The organism is Humibacter albus DSM 18994 (assembly GCF_000421825.1).
In the GTDB taxonomy this organism is placed as follows: domain Bacteria; phylum Actinomycetota; class Actinomycetes; order Actinomycetales; family Microbacteriaceae; genus Humibacter; species Humibacter albus.
The window spans coordinates 123,181-140,500 of the sequence record NZ_ATXT01000015.1 but is presented as its reverse complement, the minus strand read 5'-3'; the positions used below and the strand labels follow the sequence as shown (position 1 = coordinate 140,500).

The following is a 17,320-nucleotide window of genomic DNA, read 5'->3' as shown; positions in this document are numbered from 1 at the left end:
TCGCGTGACGGTGCGAACCCTGGTGGGACTGGCCGCGCCGGCGCTGGCGCTCGGGCTCGTGCTCACACCGACCGCGCCGCACGCAGCGCAGGCGGCTGCGGCAGATCAGTCGACCGACACCGCGGTCCCGACCACCGACGCCGGAGCGCCGCAGACGGTTCCCGGGCTGGCGACCTGGACGGCGGGCAGCGGAAAGCTCACGGTGACCGACGCCCTGCGCGTGGACTCCGACACGGCGTCCGCCGACAACGCGAAGGTCCTGATCGCCGGGCTGAGCGAGAAGCTGGGCCGCGCGGTCGAGGCGGGGTCGGCATCCGCTGCCGGCGACGTCGTGCTGAACGAAGACGCGAGTCGCGTCGGCGAGCTCGGCACCGAGGGCTACGAGCTGACCGTCTCCGACCGCATCAGCGTCACGGGTGCGACCGACACCGGTGTGTTCTACGGCGTGCAGACCGTCATCCAGATCCTGTCGGAGGGGAACGTCGTTCCGAAGGGCTCCTCGATCGACACCCCGGAGTACGCCGAGCGAGGCGTCGGCATCTGCGCGTGCCAGATCACGGTGAGCCCCGAGGTGATCGAGCGCGCCATGAAGGAGATGGCCTACCTCAAACTGAACCAGCTCTGGATGGAGACCAAGGTCGAGTCGGATGCCTACTCCAAGGCGAACTTCTGGGGCTACTTCACCAAGGCACAGGCCAAGGAGCTGAACGCCACCGCGAAGAAGTACCACATCACGCTGGTGCCCGAGGTGAACTCGCCGGGCCACATGACGCCGTGGCTGAAGAACTACCCGGACCTGCAGCTGGTGGACAAGAACGGCAATCGCGATGCTGATCGTCTCGACATCACGCAACCGGCCGCCTACAGGATGATCACGACGTTGTTCGACGAGTACATGCAGGTGTTCGACACCCCGTACTGGCACATGGGCGGCGACGAGTACATGCTCGGGTCGGCCTACGCGAACTATCCGCAGTTCCAGCAGTACATCGATGCCAACCCCGACATCTTCCCGGCCGGGTCGACGCCGACCGACGTGGTCATCAACTTCATGAACCGCATCGACGACTATGTGCGCTCGAAGGGCAAGACGCTGCGAATCTGGAACGACAGCATCCTGGCCGGCACGAAGCTGTCGCTGAACAAAGACATCATCGTCGAGCACTGGTACAGCTCGAGCGGGGACGTCTCGCCGCAGCAGCTCATCGACGATGGCAACAATCTCGAGAACGCGTCCGACGCCCTGTATCTCGTGCGCAGCTCGGGCAACGACAGCGTGAACGTGCGTTCGCTGTGGAACAACAACTGGAACCCGCGCCAGTTCTACGGTGCCGGCACGGTGACCGACAGCGCGACGGGCGGCAAGGTGCTCGGCGCCAAGGTGATGGTCTGGCCGGACAACGCGCCGGCGGACACCGAGAACCAGATCGAGTCCGCACTGTTCGCCCCGGAGAACTTCGTCGCCCAGGCCACCTGGGGCTCGCCGCGGCCGGCATCGAGCTACGACGACTTCGCGGCACTGACGACGGCGCTCGGCCATGCTCCCGGCTTCGACGACGTGGATCGCACCCCGGTCGGCGACGGTGCCTTCACGCTGAGCACCGACGGGGCGGCGATCACGACGGCCGACGGTGCCGGAGCCACGCTCACTGCCGGCGGGGACGGAACCCCGCTGACGTTCGCGAAGACCGCTGACGACTACTACACGATCACGTCGCCGGCAGGGGAGTGCCTGACGATGACCGGAGGCTCGCTCACGCTGAACGCGCCGCTCGACCAGGGTCTGGCCGCGAGCTTCGCCGACTGCAAGGCATCCGACAACCTGCAGAAGTGGCAGGTGCGCAAGGTCTCCGGCGGCTTCACCGTCGAGAACGCGATCACGCTCGAGCCGCTGGTCGTCGCCGACGGCACGCTCGTGCAGCAGGCGCCCGACGTGCAGGCGCCCGCCGTCTTCACGTTCGCCGGCACGTTCAACGCCTCGCTCTCGCTGCCCGCGAACATCGGGCTCGGCAGCACCGTGAACGCCACGCTGACGATCGCGAACTGGCTGCCGGATGCCGTCTCGAACGTGAGCGCGCACCTCACGCTCCCGCAGGGCTGGGGCGCCGACTCCGACACGGTGAAGATCGGTGACGTCGACGCGGCCGGAACGCAGGCCGAGACGGTTCCGATCACGGTCACCTCGTACGCGGCACTGGCGGATCAGACCGTGAAGGCGACGGTGCACTACACGGATGCGTCGGGTGCGGCGCAGAGCGTCGACGTCTCGGCGTCCACGGCGGTCACCTGCTCGGCGGCCGCGGTCAGCCCGAAGGCGCTCGTGCGCGTCGACAGCCAGGAGATGGATTATGAGCAGACTCCGGGCACGAATGCGATCGACGGCAACCCGAACACGTTCTGGGGAACGCAGTGGTACAAGGCGAACCCGACGTATCCGCACGAGATCACGGTCGACCTCGGAGAAGGAGCGTCAACGTGCGGCATCTCCTATCTCCCCAGGGCGGGCAACACCAACGGTGAGATCTCGAAGTACGAGGTCTACGTCAGCGACAGTCCCGACTCGCCCACCGGCGATCCGGTGGCGTCGGGCACCTTCGGCAGCGGTCTCGGCCTCAAGTCGGTGACGTTCGGCAAGGCGGTCGACGGTCGCTACCTGACGCTGAGGTCGCTCGGCGAGGGTGGATCGGTCACGACGAACACGACGACGGTCGCCGAGCTCACCGTCGATCCGGCGACGGAGACGCCGGCCGCGGTGTCACCGACGCTGTCCCTGGGCGCATCGTCCGGCCGGCCCGGTGATGAGGTGACCGTCTCGATCACCGGCGCGAAGCCGTACTGGCAGTACGGTCTGCAGTTCCACTCCGATCCGGTGGACCTGACGATTCCGCGCACCGATGCGAACGGCGACCTGGATGCCACGTTCACGGTCCCGGCGGCCGTCGATGCAGGCGACCACAGCGTCGTGCTGCTCGACGGTGACGACACCGTGACGCAGCAGGCCTTCACCGTGCTCGCCGCGGATGACGGTTCAAGCGGTGACGGTTCAGGCAGCGGCGACGCGGGAAGCGGATCCGGCACCTCCGGTGACAGCGCGACGGGCGGTGGACCGGGTTCGTCGAACGCGGGAGACACGGCGGGGCTGGCTTCGACCGGGTCCGACCTTCTCGCGCCGATCGGGGGTGGCGTGCTGGTGCTGCTGGCCGGAGCGGCCCTGCTGCTGACGCGCTTGCGCAAGCGTCGTCTGCAGGGCTGACGCGACCCATCCGCTCACGAGAATCCGCCGCCGTCCGCACCCGGAAGGGTCGCGGACGGCGGCGGATCGCTGCCGTCCGCCAGCTGTTGTCAGTTCGCTGCCGCCTCAGCCAGCCGCCGTCAGTTCGCTGCCGTCGGTTCGCCGTTGTCAGCTCGCGGCGGCGGGCGCCCCGGTGCTGGAGCGCACGATGAGCGTCGGCTCGATGAGCTCGGTCTCCGCCGGGGTCTGGGGGTCGTCGATGGCGGCGATCAGCCGCTCGACGGCGCGTTCGCCGATGAAGCCGAAGGGCTGCGCCACGGTGGTCAGTGAGGGGGAGCAGTACTCGGCGAGGGGGATGTCGTCGACCCCGATCACCGAGATGTCTTCCGGCACGCGCTTGCCCAGTTCGTGCAACGCCCTGATGACGCCGAAGGCCATCTCGTCGCTGGCCACGAACACCGCGGTCACGTCGGGGATGCGGCCGAGGATCAGGCCGTTCTGGTAGCCGGATGCCGGCGACCAGTCGCCCTGCAGCGCGGGCGGCACGAAGCGGCCGGAGGCCTCCAGGGTCTCGCGCCAGCCCTGCGTGCGGCCGCCGGCCTCGATCCAGCTTTCCGGTCCGCTGACGTGCCACACGGTCTCGTGACCGAGCGAGAGGAGGTGCTCGGTCGCCATCCGTCCGGCCAGGTGCTGGTCCACCGTGACCACGTGCGTCGACGCGGTGCGCGATCCGTCGGTGCAGACGGTCGGGATGGCGCGGGTCAGGTCTTCGATACCCTTGTTCACCTGCACGAGCGGCAGCGCGAGGATGATGCCCTCCACGTTGTGCTCCGACAGGCGGGTCATCGCGGCCTGGATCGCCGTCGAGTCCATCGAGGCGACCGTCACGGCGCTCACCGTGTATCCGGCGCGGTGCGCCGCCGTCTCGACGCCGACCGTCGCTGCCGAGCGCGAGTAGAACATGGTCTCGAACACCACGATGCCGAGCGTGTGGCTTCGACCCGAGGAGAGCACCCTGGCGGCGTCGTTCTTGCGGTAGCCGAGCTCCTCGACCGCGGCGAGGACCTTCGCCTTCGTGTGCTCGCGCACGTTCGGATGCCCGCTGAGCGTGCGCGAGACCGTCTGCGCCGAGACCCCGGCGAGCCGGGCGACATCGGCCATTCCCGGCCGGGTTCCATGGGGCTTCTCGTCCATGCGCTGCCTTTCGCTGTCGCTCGCCGTAGCACACCAAGGTTATCGATATCTCGCGCGCAGCTGCGTGGACGCGCCCGCGAAGGAGGGAGAGCGCTGTCGCGCCGTCCTGGCCTTGATGATAGAGGATGTCCGACAACTGTCCCTGAGACTCTTCGAACCTTTGCGACGACTTCGGATGATGCTCGAATGATATGGATATCAACCTATGCCATGATGAACGTCATGCTCTTCTCGACGACGTCCGTCTGCAGCGCCGGCTGATGACCATCGAACTGACGCCGACCACTCAGACTCTCTCGTTCCCCGACGGCCGTCTGCTGCGCGACGGCAAGCAGCATCGCATCCTCTCCGGGTCGGTGCATTACTTCCGCGTCCACCCCGATCAGTGGAGGGACCGGCTGCGCCGGATCGTGGGCATGGGGCTCAACACCGTCGACACGTACGTGCCGTGGAACTTCCACCGGCCGCGGCAGAACGCCGGGGCGCGCTTCGACGGCTGGTGCGACGTGGAGCGGTTCATCCGACTCGCCGGTGAGGTCGGGCTCGATGTGATCGTTCGACCCGGACCCTACATCTGCGCCGAATGGGACAACGGCGGCCTGCCCGCCTGGGTCACGGCGATGCCCGGGGTGCAGCCGCGCTCCTCGCAGCCGGCCTACCTGGCCGCTGTCGAGGAGTGGTTCGACGAGCTCATTCCGCGTCTGGTCGAGCTCGAGCGCCGAGCCGGCGGCCCGATCGTGGCGTTCCAGATCGAGAACGAATACGGCAGCTATGCCGACGACGACGTCTACCTGCGCTGGATGCATGAGGCGCTTCTGACGCGCGGCGTCACCGAGTTGCTCTACACCGCGGACGGGCCGACCGAGCTGATGCAGGACGCCGGCAGCATCCCCGGCGTCCTGGCGGCCGCGACCCTCGGTTCGAAGGCGGGCGAGGCTCGGGACCTGCTGCGCGGCCGTCGCGGCGATGAGCCGTTCCTGGTCGCCGAGTTCTGGAACGGCTGGTTCGACCACTGGGGCGAGAACCACCACATGCGTGCGCCGCAGAGCGCGGCGGCCACGGCGCAGGACATTCTGGACGCCGCCGGCTCCGTCAGTCTGTACATGGCGCACGGCGGCACGAACTTCGGCCTCTGGGCGGGGGCGAACCATGACGGCGAACGGCTGCAGCCCACCGTGACGAGCTACGACTCCGACGCGCCGGTCGCAGAGAATGGCACGCTCACGGAGAAGTACTTCGCCTATCGCCGCCTGTTACTCGGCTCCGACGCTCCCGAGCTCGACCTCGAGGAGCAGCCGGCCGTGCTGTCCGCGCGCACGCTGCCCATCGATCGCGCCGCGGCATTGCTGCCTGCCCTTCGCTCCGCATCCTCCGGCGTCAGCTCGCCTGCCCCCGCCACGTTCGAGCAGCTCGGGCAGGCTTCGGGCCTGGTGCTCTATCGCGCCGAGGTGCTGCTGCCGGCCGGACGCCACACGCTGGCGCTGCACGGCGCGCACGACCGTGCCCTGGTATATCTCGACGGCGTGCCGGTCGGGGTCGTCGAGAACGGCAACGCCGAGTTCGCGATCGACGGTGAACGACGGGTGGCCGGCCTCGAGGTTCTCGTCGAGAATCAGGGCCGCATCAACTACGGTCCGCTGCTGGGACAGGGCAAGGGCATCCTCGGCCACGTGCAGGTCGATCGGCGGCTCGTGCTCGGCTGGGAGAGCATCCCGCTCCCACTCGACGAGTGGGACGGCGGCCATCTTGCGGCGCTGGGTACCGCGGCGGCGGGCACCAAGGCAGCGCCGGCGAGCAGCGGCATCGCCAGCGCGGTGCTCGACGTGGACGAGCCCGTGGATGCCTTCCTCGCCTTCCCGGGCTTCGGCAAGGGTTTCGTGTGGGTCGGCGACTTCCTGCTCGGCCGGTACTGGGAGATCGGCCCGCAGCGCACGCTCTACGTGCCCGCCCCGCTGCTGAAGCGCGGCAGGAACGTCATCACCGTCCTCGAGCTCGAGCGATTCGGCGACGCGGTCGAGGTGCGCGAGCACGCCGAGCTCGGCCCCGCCGAGGAGTACGTCGAGGAGTTCTGACCTCGCGTCCGAGCATCCGTCGTGGCGGCTACCTCCCGGGACCCGGCCCGGCGTCACGGTGATCGCTCAGCCGCGGGCTAGCCTGTGCGCGTGGCGGACACTGTGGTGGACACCGTCGCGGACAGGGTCCGCGAAAGTGTCCGCACGCTTCCGCCCGCGTACTTCGCGTTCGTCATGGCCACGGGCATCGTCTCCATCGGCATCGGCGCCGCGGGTCAGCACGTCATCTCCGCCGTGCTGCTCTGGGTCGCCGTGGCCGGGTACCTCGTGCTCCTCGTTCTGAGCATCTGGCGCCTCATCGCCTACCCCCGGGACTTCATCGCCGACGTCGGCAGCCCGGCCAACGGCTTCGCGTTCTTCACGTTCGTCGCCGGCACCGATGTGCTGGCCGCGCGTCTGATCGGAGACGTGGATGCCGCGGTGCCGATCACGCTTTTCGTCGTCGCGGTGTGCGTGTGGCTCGTGATGGGGTATGCCATCCCGTGGCGCGTCGTGCTCGATGGCTCCCATGACGGAAACGTGCTCCTTGGCGTGAACGGCACCTGGTTCGTGTGGGCCGTCGCCAGCCAGTCGATCGCTGTCGTCGCCTCCGAGCTGGAGGCCGAGTCCGGGCGATTCTCGGAGGCGCTCGCCATCATCGCCGTGCTCGCCTGGTCGATCGGGGTGGTGCTGTACGGAGCGATCGGTGTCGTCGTGGTGATCCGTGTGCTGATCCGCGGCATCACGCCCGCCGAGTTCGGCGCGCCGTACTGGATCACGATGGGCGCCGCGGCCATCACCGTGCTCGTCGGGTCCCGCATTCAGAAGGTCGAGGACATGCCCGTCGTCGGCGCCGCGCACGGACTCATCGCCGGAGCGGCCGTGGTCTTCTGGTCGTTCGCGAGCTGGCTGATCCCGGCGCTGATCGCGGCCGGTTGGTGGCGGCACGTCGTGCACCGGGTCCCGTTGCGCTATGAACCGGCCCTGTGGAGCATCGTCTTCCCGCTCGGCATGTACTCGGTGGCGAGCATGAGCCTCGGCGCGGCCGACGGCCTGCCGATCATCGCGAACATCGGCGCCGTCGCCGTGTGGGTAGCGCTTGCTGCCTGGGTCGTGGTCGCGGTAGCGCTGCTCGTCCGCATCGTGCGCAGACTGACCGGGGCGCGCGGACTCTGAGAGCTACGGCCGGTACGCTCCGGCCGACGGCGCAAGCGGCTCTGGCGGGCCGGGGCCCGGCATGCGCCCCTCACTAGGCTGGGACTGTGCTGGAGGAACAGCGCCACGGATTGAGCGAAGCGGTGCGCACGCTGTCGCCATCGTATTTCGCCGTGGTGATGGCCACCGGAACGGCCTCTGTCGGTGCCGGACAGATCGGGCTCGCCCTGATCTCGTGGTCGCTGCTCTGGATCGCCGTCGCGGCCTACGCGGCGCTGGTGGTTCTCACGGTGTGGCGGCTGGTCGCGTTCCGCAGCGAGATCGTCGCCGACTTCACTCGCGTGCGCACCGGCTTCGCGTTCTTCACCTTCGTGGCCGCCACCGATGTGCTGGCGGTGCGGCTCATCCCCGCGCTGGGAACCGGCCTTCCGTCGGTTCTGCTCGCCGTCGCGTTCGCGGCGTGGTTGGTTCTCGAGTACGCGATTCCCGGCGGGGTGGTGCTGTCCCATCCGTGGCATATCGACGCTCTGCGAGACGTGAACGGAACCTGGTTCATCTGGCCGGTGGCGAGCCAGTCGGTCGCGTTGGTGGCCGCGTCGCTCGAACCGATGACGGATGTCTTCGCCGAGCTTCTCTCGATCGTCGCTGTGCTCTCGTGGTCCATCGGTGTGGTGCTCTACGGCGTGATCGGGGTGGTCATGGTCGTGCGCATGCTGACCCAGGGCATGCCGGCGGGCGAGCTGGGACCGGACTACTGGGTGGCCATGGGCGCGGCTGCGATCTCGGTGCTCTCCGCGTCGAAGCTGATCGAGATGACGAACATGCCGATGGTCGCCGCGAGCAGGGGAATGGTCGCCGGTGTCGGCGTGGTGCTGTGGTCGTTCGCGACCTGGCTCATCCCGGCACTGGTCGGCATCGGCTGGTGGCGTCACGTGGCACAGAGGGTGCCGCTGCGCTACGAGTCGGCGCTCTGGGGCATGGTCTTCCCTCTGAGCATGTACGGCGTCGCCAGCCTCTACCTCGGCCGGGCCGATCGTCTGCCGATCCTCGGTGGCATCGGGGCGGCCGGCATCTGGGTCGCGCTCGTCGTCTGGTGCATCGTCGCCGTGTCGATGGCCGCGCACGTCGTGCATCGTCTCTGGCCGGGCGACGGCTTCAGGCGCCGGCCGGACGCCGCAGCGAGGCGCTGACCGGCGGCCGCAGCGCGGCGAACTGAATCGCCGACGCGGGTCGACCTGCGGCGTCACACGATGCGGAGAAAGTGCTTGCACTCTGCAATACTTGCCTAGTGCAAATGAACGACCCCTCGACTTCTCCGGACGCGTCCGATCCGGATCTCCGGCTCTCGTCGCCCGGCGACCGCACGCCCGCGGGCGCGGACCGCGGCACGGCGCCGTCCGACGACGAGATCGCCGCGTTCCAGGTGGCGACGCGGGATCTCATCGACGTGGCCGTCCGCAGTGTCGAAGTGGTGGCTCCCGGCCTCTCCCTGCCCCAGTTCCGGCTCATGCTCGTGCTCGGCGACCTGGGCGTGACACCGTCGACCAAGCTGGCGAGGGAGCTCGGCGTCTCGCCGTCGTCGGTGACGCGCATGGCGGACCGGCTCGTGACATCCGGGCACGTGAGCCGCGAACGCGACGCCGAGAAGCGCTCGATCGTGGCGCTGGCGCTGACCCCGCACGGCGTCGAGACGGTGCGCGAGGTGCTGTCGTGGCGCCACGTCGAACTGGCGCGCATCCTGCACTCGATGGAGCCGGGCGACAGGGCCGTGACGGCCCGCGCGTTGACGACGTTCCACCTGGCGGCCGCCAGCCGCCCGGAGCACTCTCACCTGGGGTGGCTGCCGCTGTGAGAAAAGAACAACACGCGCCCGGCTCCGGGGGCGCTTCCACAGCCGTGCGCGCTCGCGGACTCGTCCTCGGGGATTTCGCGGTCGATCGCCGCATGCTCCTCATCACGGCGCTCGCCCTCCCGATCGGCGCCCTCGCCGGCCTCGCCGCCTTCGTGCTGCTCCGGCTGATCGGTCTGGTCACGAACCTCGTGTTCTTCGGCCGCATCGACACCGCCCTCGTCGCCCCGAGTGCGGCGCACGCGCCGTGGTGGCTCATCCTGTTCGCCCCGGTGCTCGGCGGCCTGATCGTCGGACTGATGGCCCGGTTCGGCTCGGAGAAGATCCGCGGCCACGGCATGCCGGAGGCGATCGAGGCGATTCTCACCGGCGGCAGCCGCGTCTCGCCGAAGGTGACGGTGCTCAAGCCCATTTCCGCTGCGGTGAGCATCGGCACCGGTGGACCGTTCGGCGCCGAAGGCCCGATCATCATGACCGGCGGCGCGCTCGGCTCGCTGCTGGCGCAGCTTCTGAAGCTGACGGCCGACGAGCGCAAGACGCTGCTCGTGGCGGGCGCGGCCGCGGGAATGGCCGCCACGTTCAACTCCCCGCTGGCGGCGGTGCTGCTGGCCGTGGAGCTGCTGCTGTTCGAATGGCGTCCGCGCAGCTTCGTGCCGGTCGTCGCGGCGGTCGCCGTGGGCACGATGGTGCGCGGCGTGCTGCTCGGCACCGCACCGGTGTTCCCGGTGGATTCCTCGAACCTGCACCTGTCGCCGCTGATCTGCGGCATCGCGGCCGTCGTCGGCCTCACCGGAGGGCTTCTCGCGGTCGGTGCCACGTGGCTGGTCTACAAGGCCGAGGACGGCTTCACCCGGCTTCCGATCCACTGGATGTGGTGGCCGGCCATCGGCGGCCTCATCATCGGCGCGGGAGGCCTCATCGTGCCCCAGGCGCTGGGCGTCGGCTACGACGTGATCGACCAGCTGCTGACCGGGCGAGCGACGATGTCGCTGATTCTGGGCATCCTCGTGGTCAAGACGCTGATCTGGTCGCTCTCGCTCGGCTCTGGCACCTCGGGCGGCGTGCTCGCGCCGATGTTCATGGTGGGCGGTGCCCTCGGCGCGCTCGAGGGCACCGTGCTGCCGCAGGTCATGCCCGGGTTCTGGGCCATGTGCGGACTGGCCGCCGTGCTCGGCGGCGTGATGCGCTCGCCCCTCACCGGCACGGTGTTCACACTGGAGCTCACGCACGCCTGGAACGCGCTGCCGGCGCTCCTGCTGTCGGCGACGGCCGCCTACGCGCTCTCGGTGCTGGTGCTGAAACGATCGGTGCTCACGGAGAAGATCGCGCGTCGCGGACTTCACCTCACCCGCGAGTACTCCACCGATCCACTGGAGACGTTCTTCGTGCGCGACGTCATGCATCCGATTCCGCCCGGCGATGCCGTGCGAACGGGCGACGGCTTCACCGTGCGGGAGCAGCTGACCGTGCGCGCCCTGGCGTATCGGTTCGCGGAGAACGGATGCGCCGAGGCAGACGTCGTGAACGCCGAAGGTGTCGTGGTCGGCCGGGTCGGGATCGCCGATCTGCTCCAGCCGCGCCTGCACGACCTCACCGAGGAGCACCATCGGGCGCGGACCCTCCGGTTCCGTTCCGATGATCCGTCGGCACAGACGTCGGTGGCGAAGCGGGCGAGCCGTCGAGGCTCCGGCACACGGGCGAACGCTGCGAGTGCGCGCCGCGTCTCCCGGCTCGCCGGGCGACCGGGTCAGTCGAACTCGGGCGACCAGCGGGCGAGCACGAGGTCGACGCGGTAGCTGCCGGCGGCATCCTCGCGTGACGCTCGCTCGGTGCTCATGCCCTTCAGCGGCGTGGATTCCTCGAGGTAGTGCTGCAGCGCCCTTCCCTCGTGGCAGGCCGGCGGCTCACCCGAGGCGCGGATGACGCGCCACCACGGCACGTCGGAGCCGTAGCGAGCCATCACCTGGCCGACGACGCGAGCGCCGCGAGACCCGAGCACTGCGGCGATCTGGCCGTACGTCATCACGCGCCCGGGCGGGATGTCGCCGACCACCTCGAGAACGGCTTCGACGAATGACTCGCCAGGGTCGGGCATGGCTGGGAACGACTCGTGTCGGCGACGGGAGGGGATGACGCCTCAGAGGTCCATCGAGCCGATGGTCTCGCCGTACTGCGTCTCGCCGACCGGGGTGAAGCCGGTGCGCAAGAAGAAGCTCTCGGGGCCGAGCTCGCCGGTCTCCCAGATGACGAAGAGCTTGTCGATGCCGCGTCGGCGGGCCTCGTCGGCGAGAGCGTCGACGGCGAACCGGCCGATGCCGCGCCCCTGGTCGGAGGCGTCGACATTGATGCGCCACAGAATGGAGCGGAACTCGTCGTCGGCGTGCGGGTCGAAGCTTCCCATGATGAAGGCGACGACCTCATCGCCGTCGATCACGACCCGCTGCCACGTCATGTTCGGATCGTTCACCGCGGCGGCCGCCGAGTACGAGACCGGGGTGATGAACTGTTCCTGACCGGGCTTGAGTGTGAGCGCGTTCGCCGCGGAGATGTTGGACGCAGACAGTTCCTCGAGTCGCAGCTCAGCCATGCCCTCAGCGTATCCGACGGCCTCGCCGGTGGTCCACTGAGCCCCTCATGCGTTCGCCGAGGGCCTGGGTCGAGCGCGGTCTCGCACCACGAGAAGAGGGCACGGGCATCCGTCGTGGGATGCCCGTGCCCTCGCCATCGGGTCGGGTGCGTCAGAACGCGGCGAGCGCCTCGTTGAACGTCGCGGACGGGCGCATCACGGCGCTCGCCTTGGCCGGGTCCGGCAGGTAGTAGCCGCCGACATCGGTCGGGGATCCCTGCACCGCGATCAGCTCGTCGACGATGGTGGACTCCTGCGCGGTCAGCGTCTCGGCCAGGCCGGCGAACTCGGCGGCGAGTTCCGGGTCGTCGGTCTGCTTCGCGAGCTCCTGCGCCCAGTAGAGCGCGAGGTAGAAGTGCGAGCCGCGGTTGTCGATGGTGCCGAGCTTGCGGCCAGGGCTGCGGTCCTCGTCGAGGAACGTCGCCGTTGCGCGGTCCAGCGCGTCGGCCAGCACCTGAGCGGCCGGAACGCCCGCCGCCTCGGCGTACTTCTCGAACGACGGCACGAGTGCGAAGAACTCGCCGAGCGAGTCCCAGCGCAGGTAGTTCTCGGCCAGCAGCTGCTGCACGTGCTTCGGCGCGGAGCCGCCCGCGCCGGTCTCGAACAGACCGCCGCCGGCGATCAGCGGGACGATCGACAGCATCTTGGCCGACGTGCCGAGCTCGAGGATCGGGAACAGGTCGGTGTTGTAGTCGCGCAGCACGTTGCCGGTCACCGAGATGGTGTCCTCGCCCTTGCGCATGCGCTCCAGGGAGTAAGCGGTGGCGAGCTCGGGCGCCAGGATGTCGATGGTCAGGCCCGTCGTGTCGCCGACCAGTTCGGCGTCGTCGAGGTAGGCACGCACCTTGCGGATGATCTGGGCGTCGTGGCCGCGCGTCTCGTCCAGCCAGAAGATGGCCGGCGTGTGTGTGGCGCGCGCGCGGCCGACGGCCAGGCGCACCCAGTCGCGCACCGGGATGTCCTTGGTCTGGCAGGCGCGCCAGATGTCGCCGGCGCCGACCTCGTGCTGCAGCAGCACCTCGCCCGCGGAGTCGAGCACCTTCACGACACCGTCGGCGGGGATCTCGAACGTCTTGTTGTGCGAGCCGTACTCTTCGGCCGCCTGGGCCATGAGGCCGACGTTCGACACCGAGCCGATCGTGGCCGGGTCGAGCGGGCCATTCTTCTTCACGTCCTCGACGACGGTGGCGTACACGCCGGCGTACGACGAGTCGGGGATCACGGCGAGCGTGTCCTCCTCGCGACCCTCACCGTCCCACAGCTTGCCGCCGTTGCGGATGAGCGCCGGCATCGATGCGTCGATGATGACGTCGGAGGGCACGTGCAGGTTCGTGATGCCCTTGTCGGAGTTCACGTACGACAGGCGGGGGCCGCCGGCGAGGGTGGTGTCGATCGCCTCGCGGATCTCGGCGCCGTTCGGCAGCGCATCGAGTCCGGCGAGGATGGCGCCCAGGCCGTCATTCGCCGACAGCCCGGCGGCCTTGAGGTCCGCGCCGTACTTGTCGAAGACATCCTTGAAGAAGGCGCGCACGACGTGGCCGAAGATGATCGGGTCGGAGACCTTCATCATGGTGGCCTTCAGGTGCACGGAGAACAGCACCCCCTCGGCCTGCGCCGTCTTGAGCGCGTTGGCGAGGAAGGCGTCCAGGTACTCGGCCGAGAGCACGGTGGCATCGACGATCTCGCCGGCCAGCACGGGAAGCCGCTCGAGCAGAACTTTCTGTTCGCCGTCAGCGGTCTCCAGCACGATCGTGAGGGTGTCGTCGGACGCCAGCGTCACCGACTTCTCGTTGCTCTTGAAGTCGTGCTCACCCATCGTGGCGACGCGGGTCTTCGACCCCTCGCCGAACGGTTTGTTGGTGTGCGGATGCTTCTTCGCGTACGACTTCACCGACAGGGGAGCGCGGCGGTCGGAGTTGCCCTGGCGCAGCACGGGGTTCACGACGGAGCCGATCGCCTTGAAGTACTTGGCGCGCACGGCGGCCTCGTCGTCGTTCGCCGGAGCATCCGGGTAGTCCGGAATGTCGTAGCCCTTCTCCTGCAGTTCCTTGATCGCGGCCTTCAGCTGCGGGAGCGAGGCGGAGATGTTCGGCAGCTTGACGATGTTCGCCTCCGGGCTCTCGGTCAGCTCTCCGAGCTCGGCCAGGGCGTCGTCCGCGAGGCCGAACTGGGCCAGGATGCGTCCGGCCACCGAGATGTCGCGCGTCTCGAACTCGATGCCCGCCTTCTGCGCGAAGGCGGAGACGATCGGCAAGAAGGAGTAGGTGGCGAGGAGCGGAGCCTCGTCCGTGTGGGTGTAGATGATCTTGGCCATCTCGCTCCAATCGGCGGGAAGAATCGGCGAAATAATCTTGACGTCGAGATAAATTGTCGCCTCTCACGATACCCGACGGTGGCGATGGGGCCGAAAAGCGATCGACCACCGGGTGACCTGTTCGGCGAGGCGATAGTCTCGTGCAGACCGGCGACGCCGTCGTCGTCCGGGTGGCAGTGAGGATGGGCCGATGCGGGCGGGCACGAACCTTCCGGCCGTCGGGGGGTACAACCAGGCGGTGGTCCTGGATGCCGTGCGCCGGTCCGTCGACGGAGTCAGCCGTGTGGAGGTGGCGGCCAGCACCGGCCTGTCGGCGCAGACCGTCACGAACGTCGTGCGCCGGCTGATCGACGACGGGCTGGTCGCGGAGGCGGGAACTCGCGCGGGCGGGGTCGGCAAACCGCGCACCATCGTCAAACTGCAGCCGCGCGGCCGTCTCGCCCTCGGCGTGCACCTCGACCCGTCCGTGATCACCGTGGTGCTGCTCGACCTCGCCGGGTCCGTCGTCGCCGATCGAGCCATCCCGACGCCGCCTTCGGCGACGGCTCCGAAGACGCTGCAGCGCATCGTGAAGGTCGCTTCCGCGCTCGTCTCCTCCGTCGGCGTCGACTCCTCGCGCATCATGGGTGTCGGCATCGCAGCTCCCGGTCCTGTCGACGTCGAGGCGGGCGTGGTGCTCGACCCGCCGCTTCTGCCCGGCTGGCGCAACGTGCCGGTGCGCGACGAACTCGCACGGCGACTCGGCATGCCCGTGCTGCTGGAGAAGGACGTCACCGCCGCCGCCGTCGCCGAACTCTGGATGGACACCGCGGGCGAGCGCAGCGACATGATCTTCTTCTACTACGGCACCGGCGTGGGTCTCGGGCTCGTCATGAACGGGGAGGTGATCCGCGGCGCCTCGAACAACGCGGGCGATGTCGGCGGGCTCGTCGTGGGTGGTGGGCCCGCGCGGCCGGAGCATCACCGCTGGCGCCTCGGCGACGCGGTGCTGCCGCGTCATGTGGTGGCGGACGCGATCGCTGCCGGGGTGCTGCGCGGCGACGCCGCGGCGATGACGACGGCCGACGTGCGCGCAGCTTTCCCCGTGATCACGGATGCCGCGGCACACGACGAGCGCGCGGCATCTCTGCTCGACGGTGTCGCCGACGACATCGCCGTCTCGCTGGTGTCGCTGGTGAACGCTCTCGACGTGGATCGCGTGGTGTTCGGCGGTCCGTTCTTCCCGCCTGTGCGCGACGTGGTGCTGAGGCGGGTGCCGCCGGCCGTGAACGAATCGCCGCTCATGGTGATGCCCCACGAGATCGTGTTCGGCGAGTCGGCGATCGGCGACGACGTGGCGGCGATCGGCGCCGCCTGCCTCGTGCTGGATCACGCGCTCTCGCCGCGGCCCGCCGGCCTGCTCATCCGCCGCTGAGAAATCTCTTGACGCGGATAAATCAAAATGATTTAGTAATGCAGTCCGGGTCGGCACCCGTTCGAGGCACGACGCGAGCCTCGTCGAGGATCACCGAGCACCCGGCATCCATGCACCATGAGGCAAAGGAGCATCATGAAACGGATCCTCTCCGCGCTCGCGATCGGCGCCGTCGCCGCAGCGGCTCTGTCGGGCTGTTCGGCGGGTTCGGGAAGCGACAAGGTCATCAAGGTCGCCTACCAGAAGTTCGGCAACTTCACGCAGATGGACACCCAGATGAAGTCCGTCGCCAAGCAGTTCGAGGCGCAGAACAAGGGCTACACGGTCAAGCTCGTCCCCATCCAGGCTTCGGAGAACGACTACTACACGAAGCTCTCGCTCATGAACAAGGCGGCCTCCACGGCGCCGGACGTGCTGTACGAAGACACCTTCCTCATCAAGTCCGACGCGGATGCCGGCTACCTCGCTCCGCTGGACTCGTACGTCAAGGACTGGAGCGACTGGAGCAAGTTCCCCGACAACGCGAAGCAAGCCGGCGAGGGTGAGAACGGCAAGCTCTACGGCATCTCGATGGGCACCGACACCCGAGCGCTCTGGTACAACAAGGACCTGCTGAAGAAGGCCGGCGTCGAGGTGCCGTGGCAGCCGAAGTCCTGGCAGGACGTGCTCGATGCGGCCAAGAAGGTCAAGGCGGCGGAGCCCGGCGTGACGCCGATCAACATCTATTCCGGCAAGGGCGGCGGCGAGCAGTCGACGATGCAGGGCTTCGAGATGCTGCTCTACGGCACGCACGACACGCTCTACGACTCGTCGTCCAAGAAGTGGATCGCCGGCTCCAAGGGATTCGTCGACTCGCTCGACGTGATCAAGGAGATCTATCAGGGCGGTCTCGGGCCGTCGGTGCAGAACGCGCTCGACCCGAACTTCGGCAACACGGTCAGCGGTCAGCTCCTCCCGCAGGGCAAGCTCGCGATCGACCTCGACGGATCCTGGCTGCCGCAGAACTGGATCAAGAGCGGTGCCGCGCCCTGGTCCGACTGGAACAAGGTGATGGGCGAGGTGGCGATGCCGACGCAGGACGGGGCATCCCCGGGCACGACGAGCATGTCGGGCGGCTGGACGCTCGCCCTCGGCTCGAAGTCGAAGAACAAGGATGCCGCCTGGGACTTCATCAAGCTCGCGCTGAACAAGAAGAACTCGCTGAAGTACGACGTCTCGGCCACGCAGATCGCCGTGCGCACCGACGTGGCGAGCGATCCGACGTACACGGATGCGAACCCGACGAACAAGTTCTTCTCCGACCTGGTGAAGGTGACTCACTTCCGGCCGGCGACGTCCGTGTATCCGAAGGTGTCGAACAACATCCAGGTGGCGATGGAGTCGGTGATGACGGGCCAGGCGACGCCGAAACAGGCGGCGAAGACCTATGACGATGCGCTGCCCGACGCGGTGGGCGGCGCGAAGCACGTGACCACGAAGTAGGTT

General features: G+C 68.6%; 12 protein-coding genes. 8 read left to right on the top strand and 4 right to left on the bottom strand.

The genetic code is table 11. The features are described 5' to 3' along the window. Positions 1 to 4 precede the first annotated feature (4 nt). On the top strand, positions 5 to 3,253 hold the full coding sequence (locus tag H623_RS21050) for a family 20 glycosylhydrolase (RefSeq protein ID WP_022900832.1): 3,249 nt from the start codon (positions 5 to 7) through the stop codon (positions 3,251 to 3,253). A gap of 147 nt (positions 3,254 to 3,400) precedes the next feature. Here H623_RS21050 and H623_RS0110150 read toward each other — a convergent pair whose 3' ends face one another. Then, positions 3,401 to 4,426 carry a LacI family DNA-binding transcriptional regulator gene (locus tag H623_RS0110150; protein WP_022900831.1) on the bottom strand — a complete coding sequence of 342 codons (1,026 nt, stop codon included), beginning with the start codon at positions 4,424 to 4,426 and terminating at the stop codon, positions 3,401 to 3,403. A 260-nt stretch (positions 4,427 to 4,686) separates the two neighbouring features. On the opposite strand from H623_RS0110150, the gene H623_RS0110145 reads away from it, so the two are divergent. The 5 genes from H623_RS0110145 (at position 4,687) to H623_RS19140 (ending at position 11,277) form a co-directional block, all read left to right on the top strand. Beyond that, entirely contained in the window at positions 4,687 to 6,498 is a 1,812-nt protein-coding gene (locus H623_RS0110145; protein WP_157560939.1) for a glycoside hydrolase family 35 protein, read from the top strand. A gap of 90 nt (positions 6,499 to 6,588) precedes the next feature. Further along, complete coding sequence (locus H623_RS0110140; protein ID WP_245558974.1) at positions 6,589 to 7,653, top strand: tellurite resistance/C4-dicarboxylate transporter family protein; 1,065 nt, start codon at positions 6,589 to 6,591, stop codon at positions 7,651 to 7,653. A gap of 86 nt (positions 7,654 to 7,739) precedes the next feature. After that, complete coding sequence (locus H623_RS0110135) at positions 7,740 to 8,822, top strand: tellurite resistance/C4-dicarboxylate transporter family protein (RefSeq protein ID WP_051143189.1); 1,083 nt, start codon at positions 7,740 to 7,742, stop codon at positions 8,820 to 8,822. A gap of 104 nt (positions 8,823 to 8,926) precedes the next feature. After that, positions 8,927 to 9,484, top strand: coding sequence for a MarR family winged helix-turn-helix transcriptional regulator (locus tag H623_RS19145; RefSeq protein WP_022900827.1), 558 nt, complete (start codon positions 8,927 to 8,929; stop codon positions 9,482 to 9,484). 92 nt (positions 9,485 to 9,576) lie between these two features. Next, positions 9,577 to 11,277 (top strand): chloride channel protein, encoded by a 1,701-nt coding sequence (locus H623_RS19140; protein WP_084485933.1) that lies wholly within the window; start codon positions 9,577 to 9,579, stop codon positions 11,275 to 11,277. On the opposite strand, the gene H623_RS19135 is transcribed toward H623_RS19140, so the two are convergent. The 3 genes from H623_RS19135 to H623_RS0110110 all read right to left on the bottom strand — a co-directional run bounded on the left by H623_RS19135 (position 11,229) and on the right by H623_RS0110110 (position 14,421). Further along, positions 11,229 to 11,576: an MGMT family protein gene (locus H623_RS19135; protein ID WP_022900825.1), complete on the bottom strand. Its 348-nt coding sequence runs from the start codon at positions 11,574 to 11,576 to the stop codon at positions 11,229 to 11,231. The two genes, H623_RS19140 and H623_RS19135, sit on opposite strands and share 49 nt — an antisense overlap. 42 nt (positions 11,577 to 11,618) lie before the next feature. Further along, on the bottom strand, positions 11,619 to 12,068 hold the full coding sequence (locus H623_RS0110115; RefSeq protein WP_022900824.1) for a GNAT family N-acetyltransferase: 450 nt from the start codon (positions 12,066 to 12,068) through the stop codon (positions 11,619 to 11,621). Between the two features lie 151 nt (positions 12,069 to 12,219). Further along, on the bottom strand, positions 12,220 to 14,421 hold the full coding sequence (locus tag H623_RS0110110) for an NADP-dependent isocitrate dehydrogenase (RefSeq protein WP_022900823.1): 2,202 nt from the start codon (positions 14,419 to 14,421) through the stop codon (positions 12,220 to 12,222). A 190-nt stretch (positions 14,422 to 14,611) separates the two neighbouring features. Between H623_RS0110110 and H623_RS0110105 the strand changes: the two genes are divergently transcribed. Beyond that, the gene (locus H623_RS0110105; protein WP_022900822.1) at positions 14,612 to 15,835 is read left to right on the top strand and encodes an ROK family transcriptional regulator; all 1,224 of its coding nucleotides are present in this window, start codon (positions 14,612 to 14,614) and stop codon (positions 15,833 to 15,835) included. Positions 15,836 to 15,970: 135 nt separating this feature from the next. Beyond that, entirely contained in the window at positions 15,971 to 17,317 is a 1,347-nt protein-coding gene (locus tag H623_RS0110100) for an extracellular solute-binding protein (protein WP_022900821.1), read from the top strand. The last annotated feature ends 3 nt before the right edge of the window (positions 17,318 to 17,320 follow it).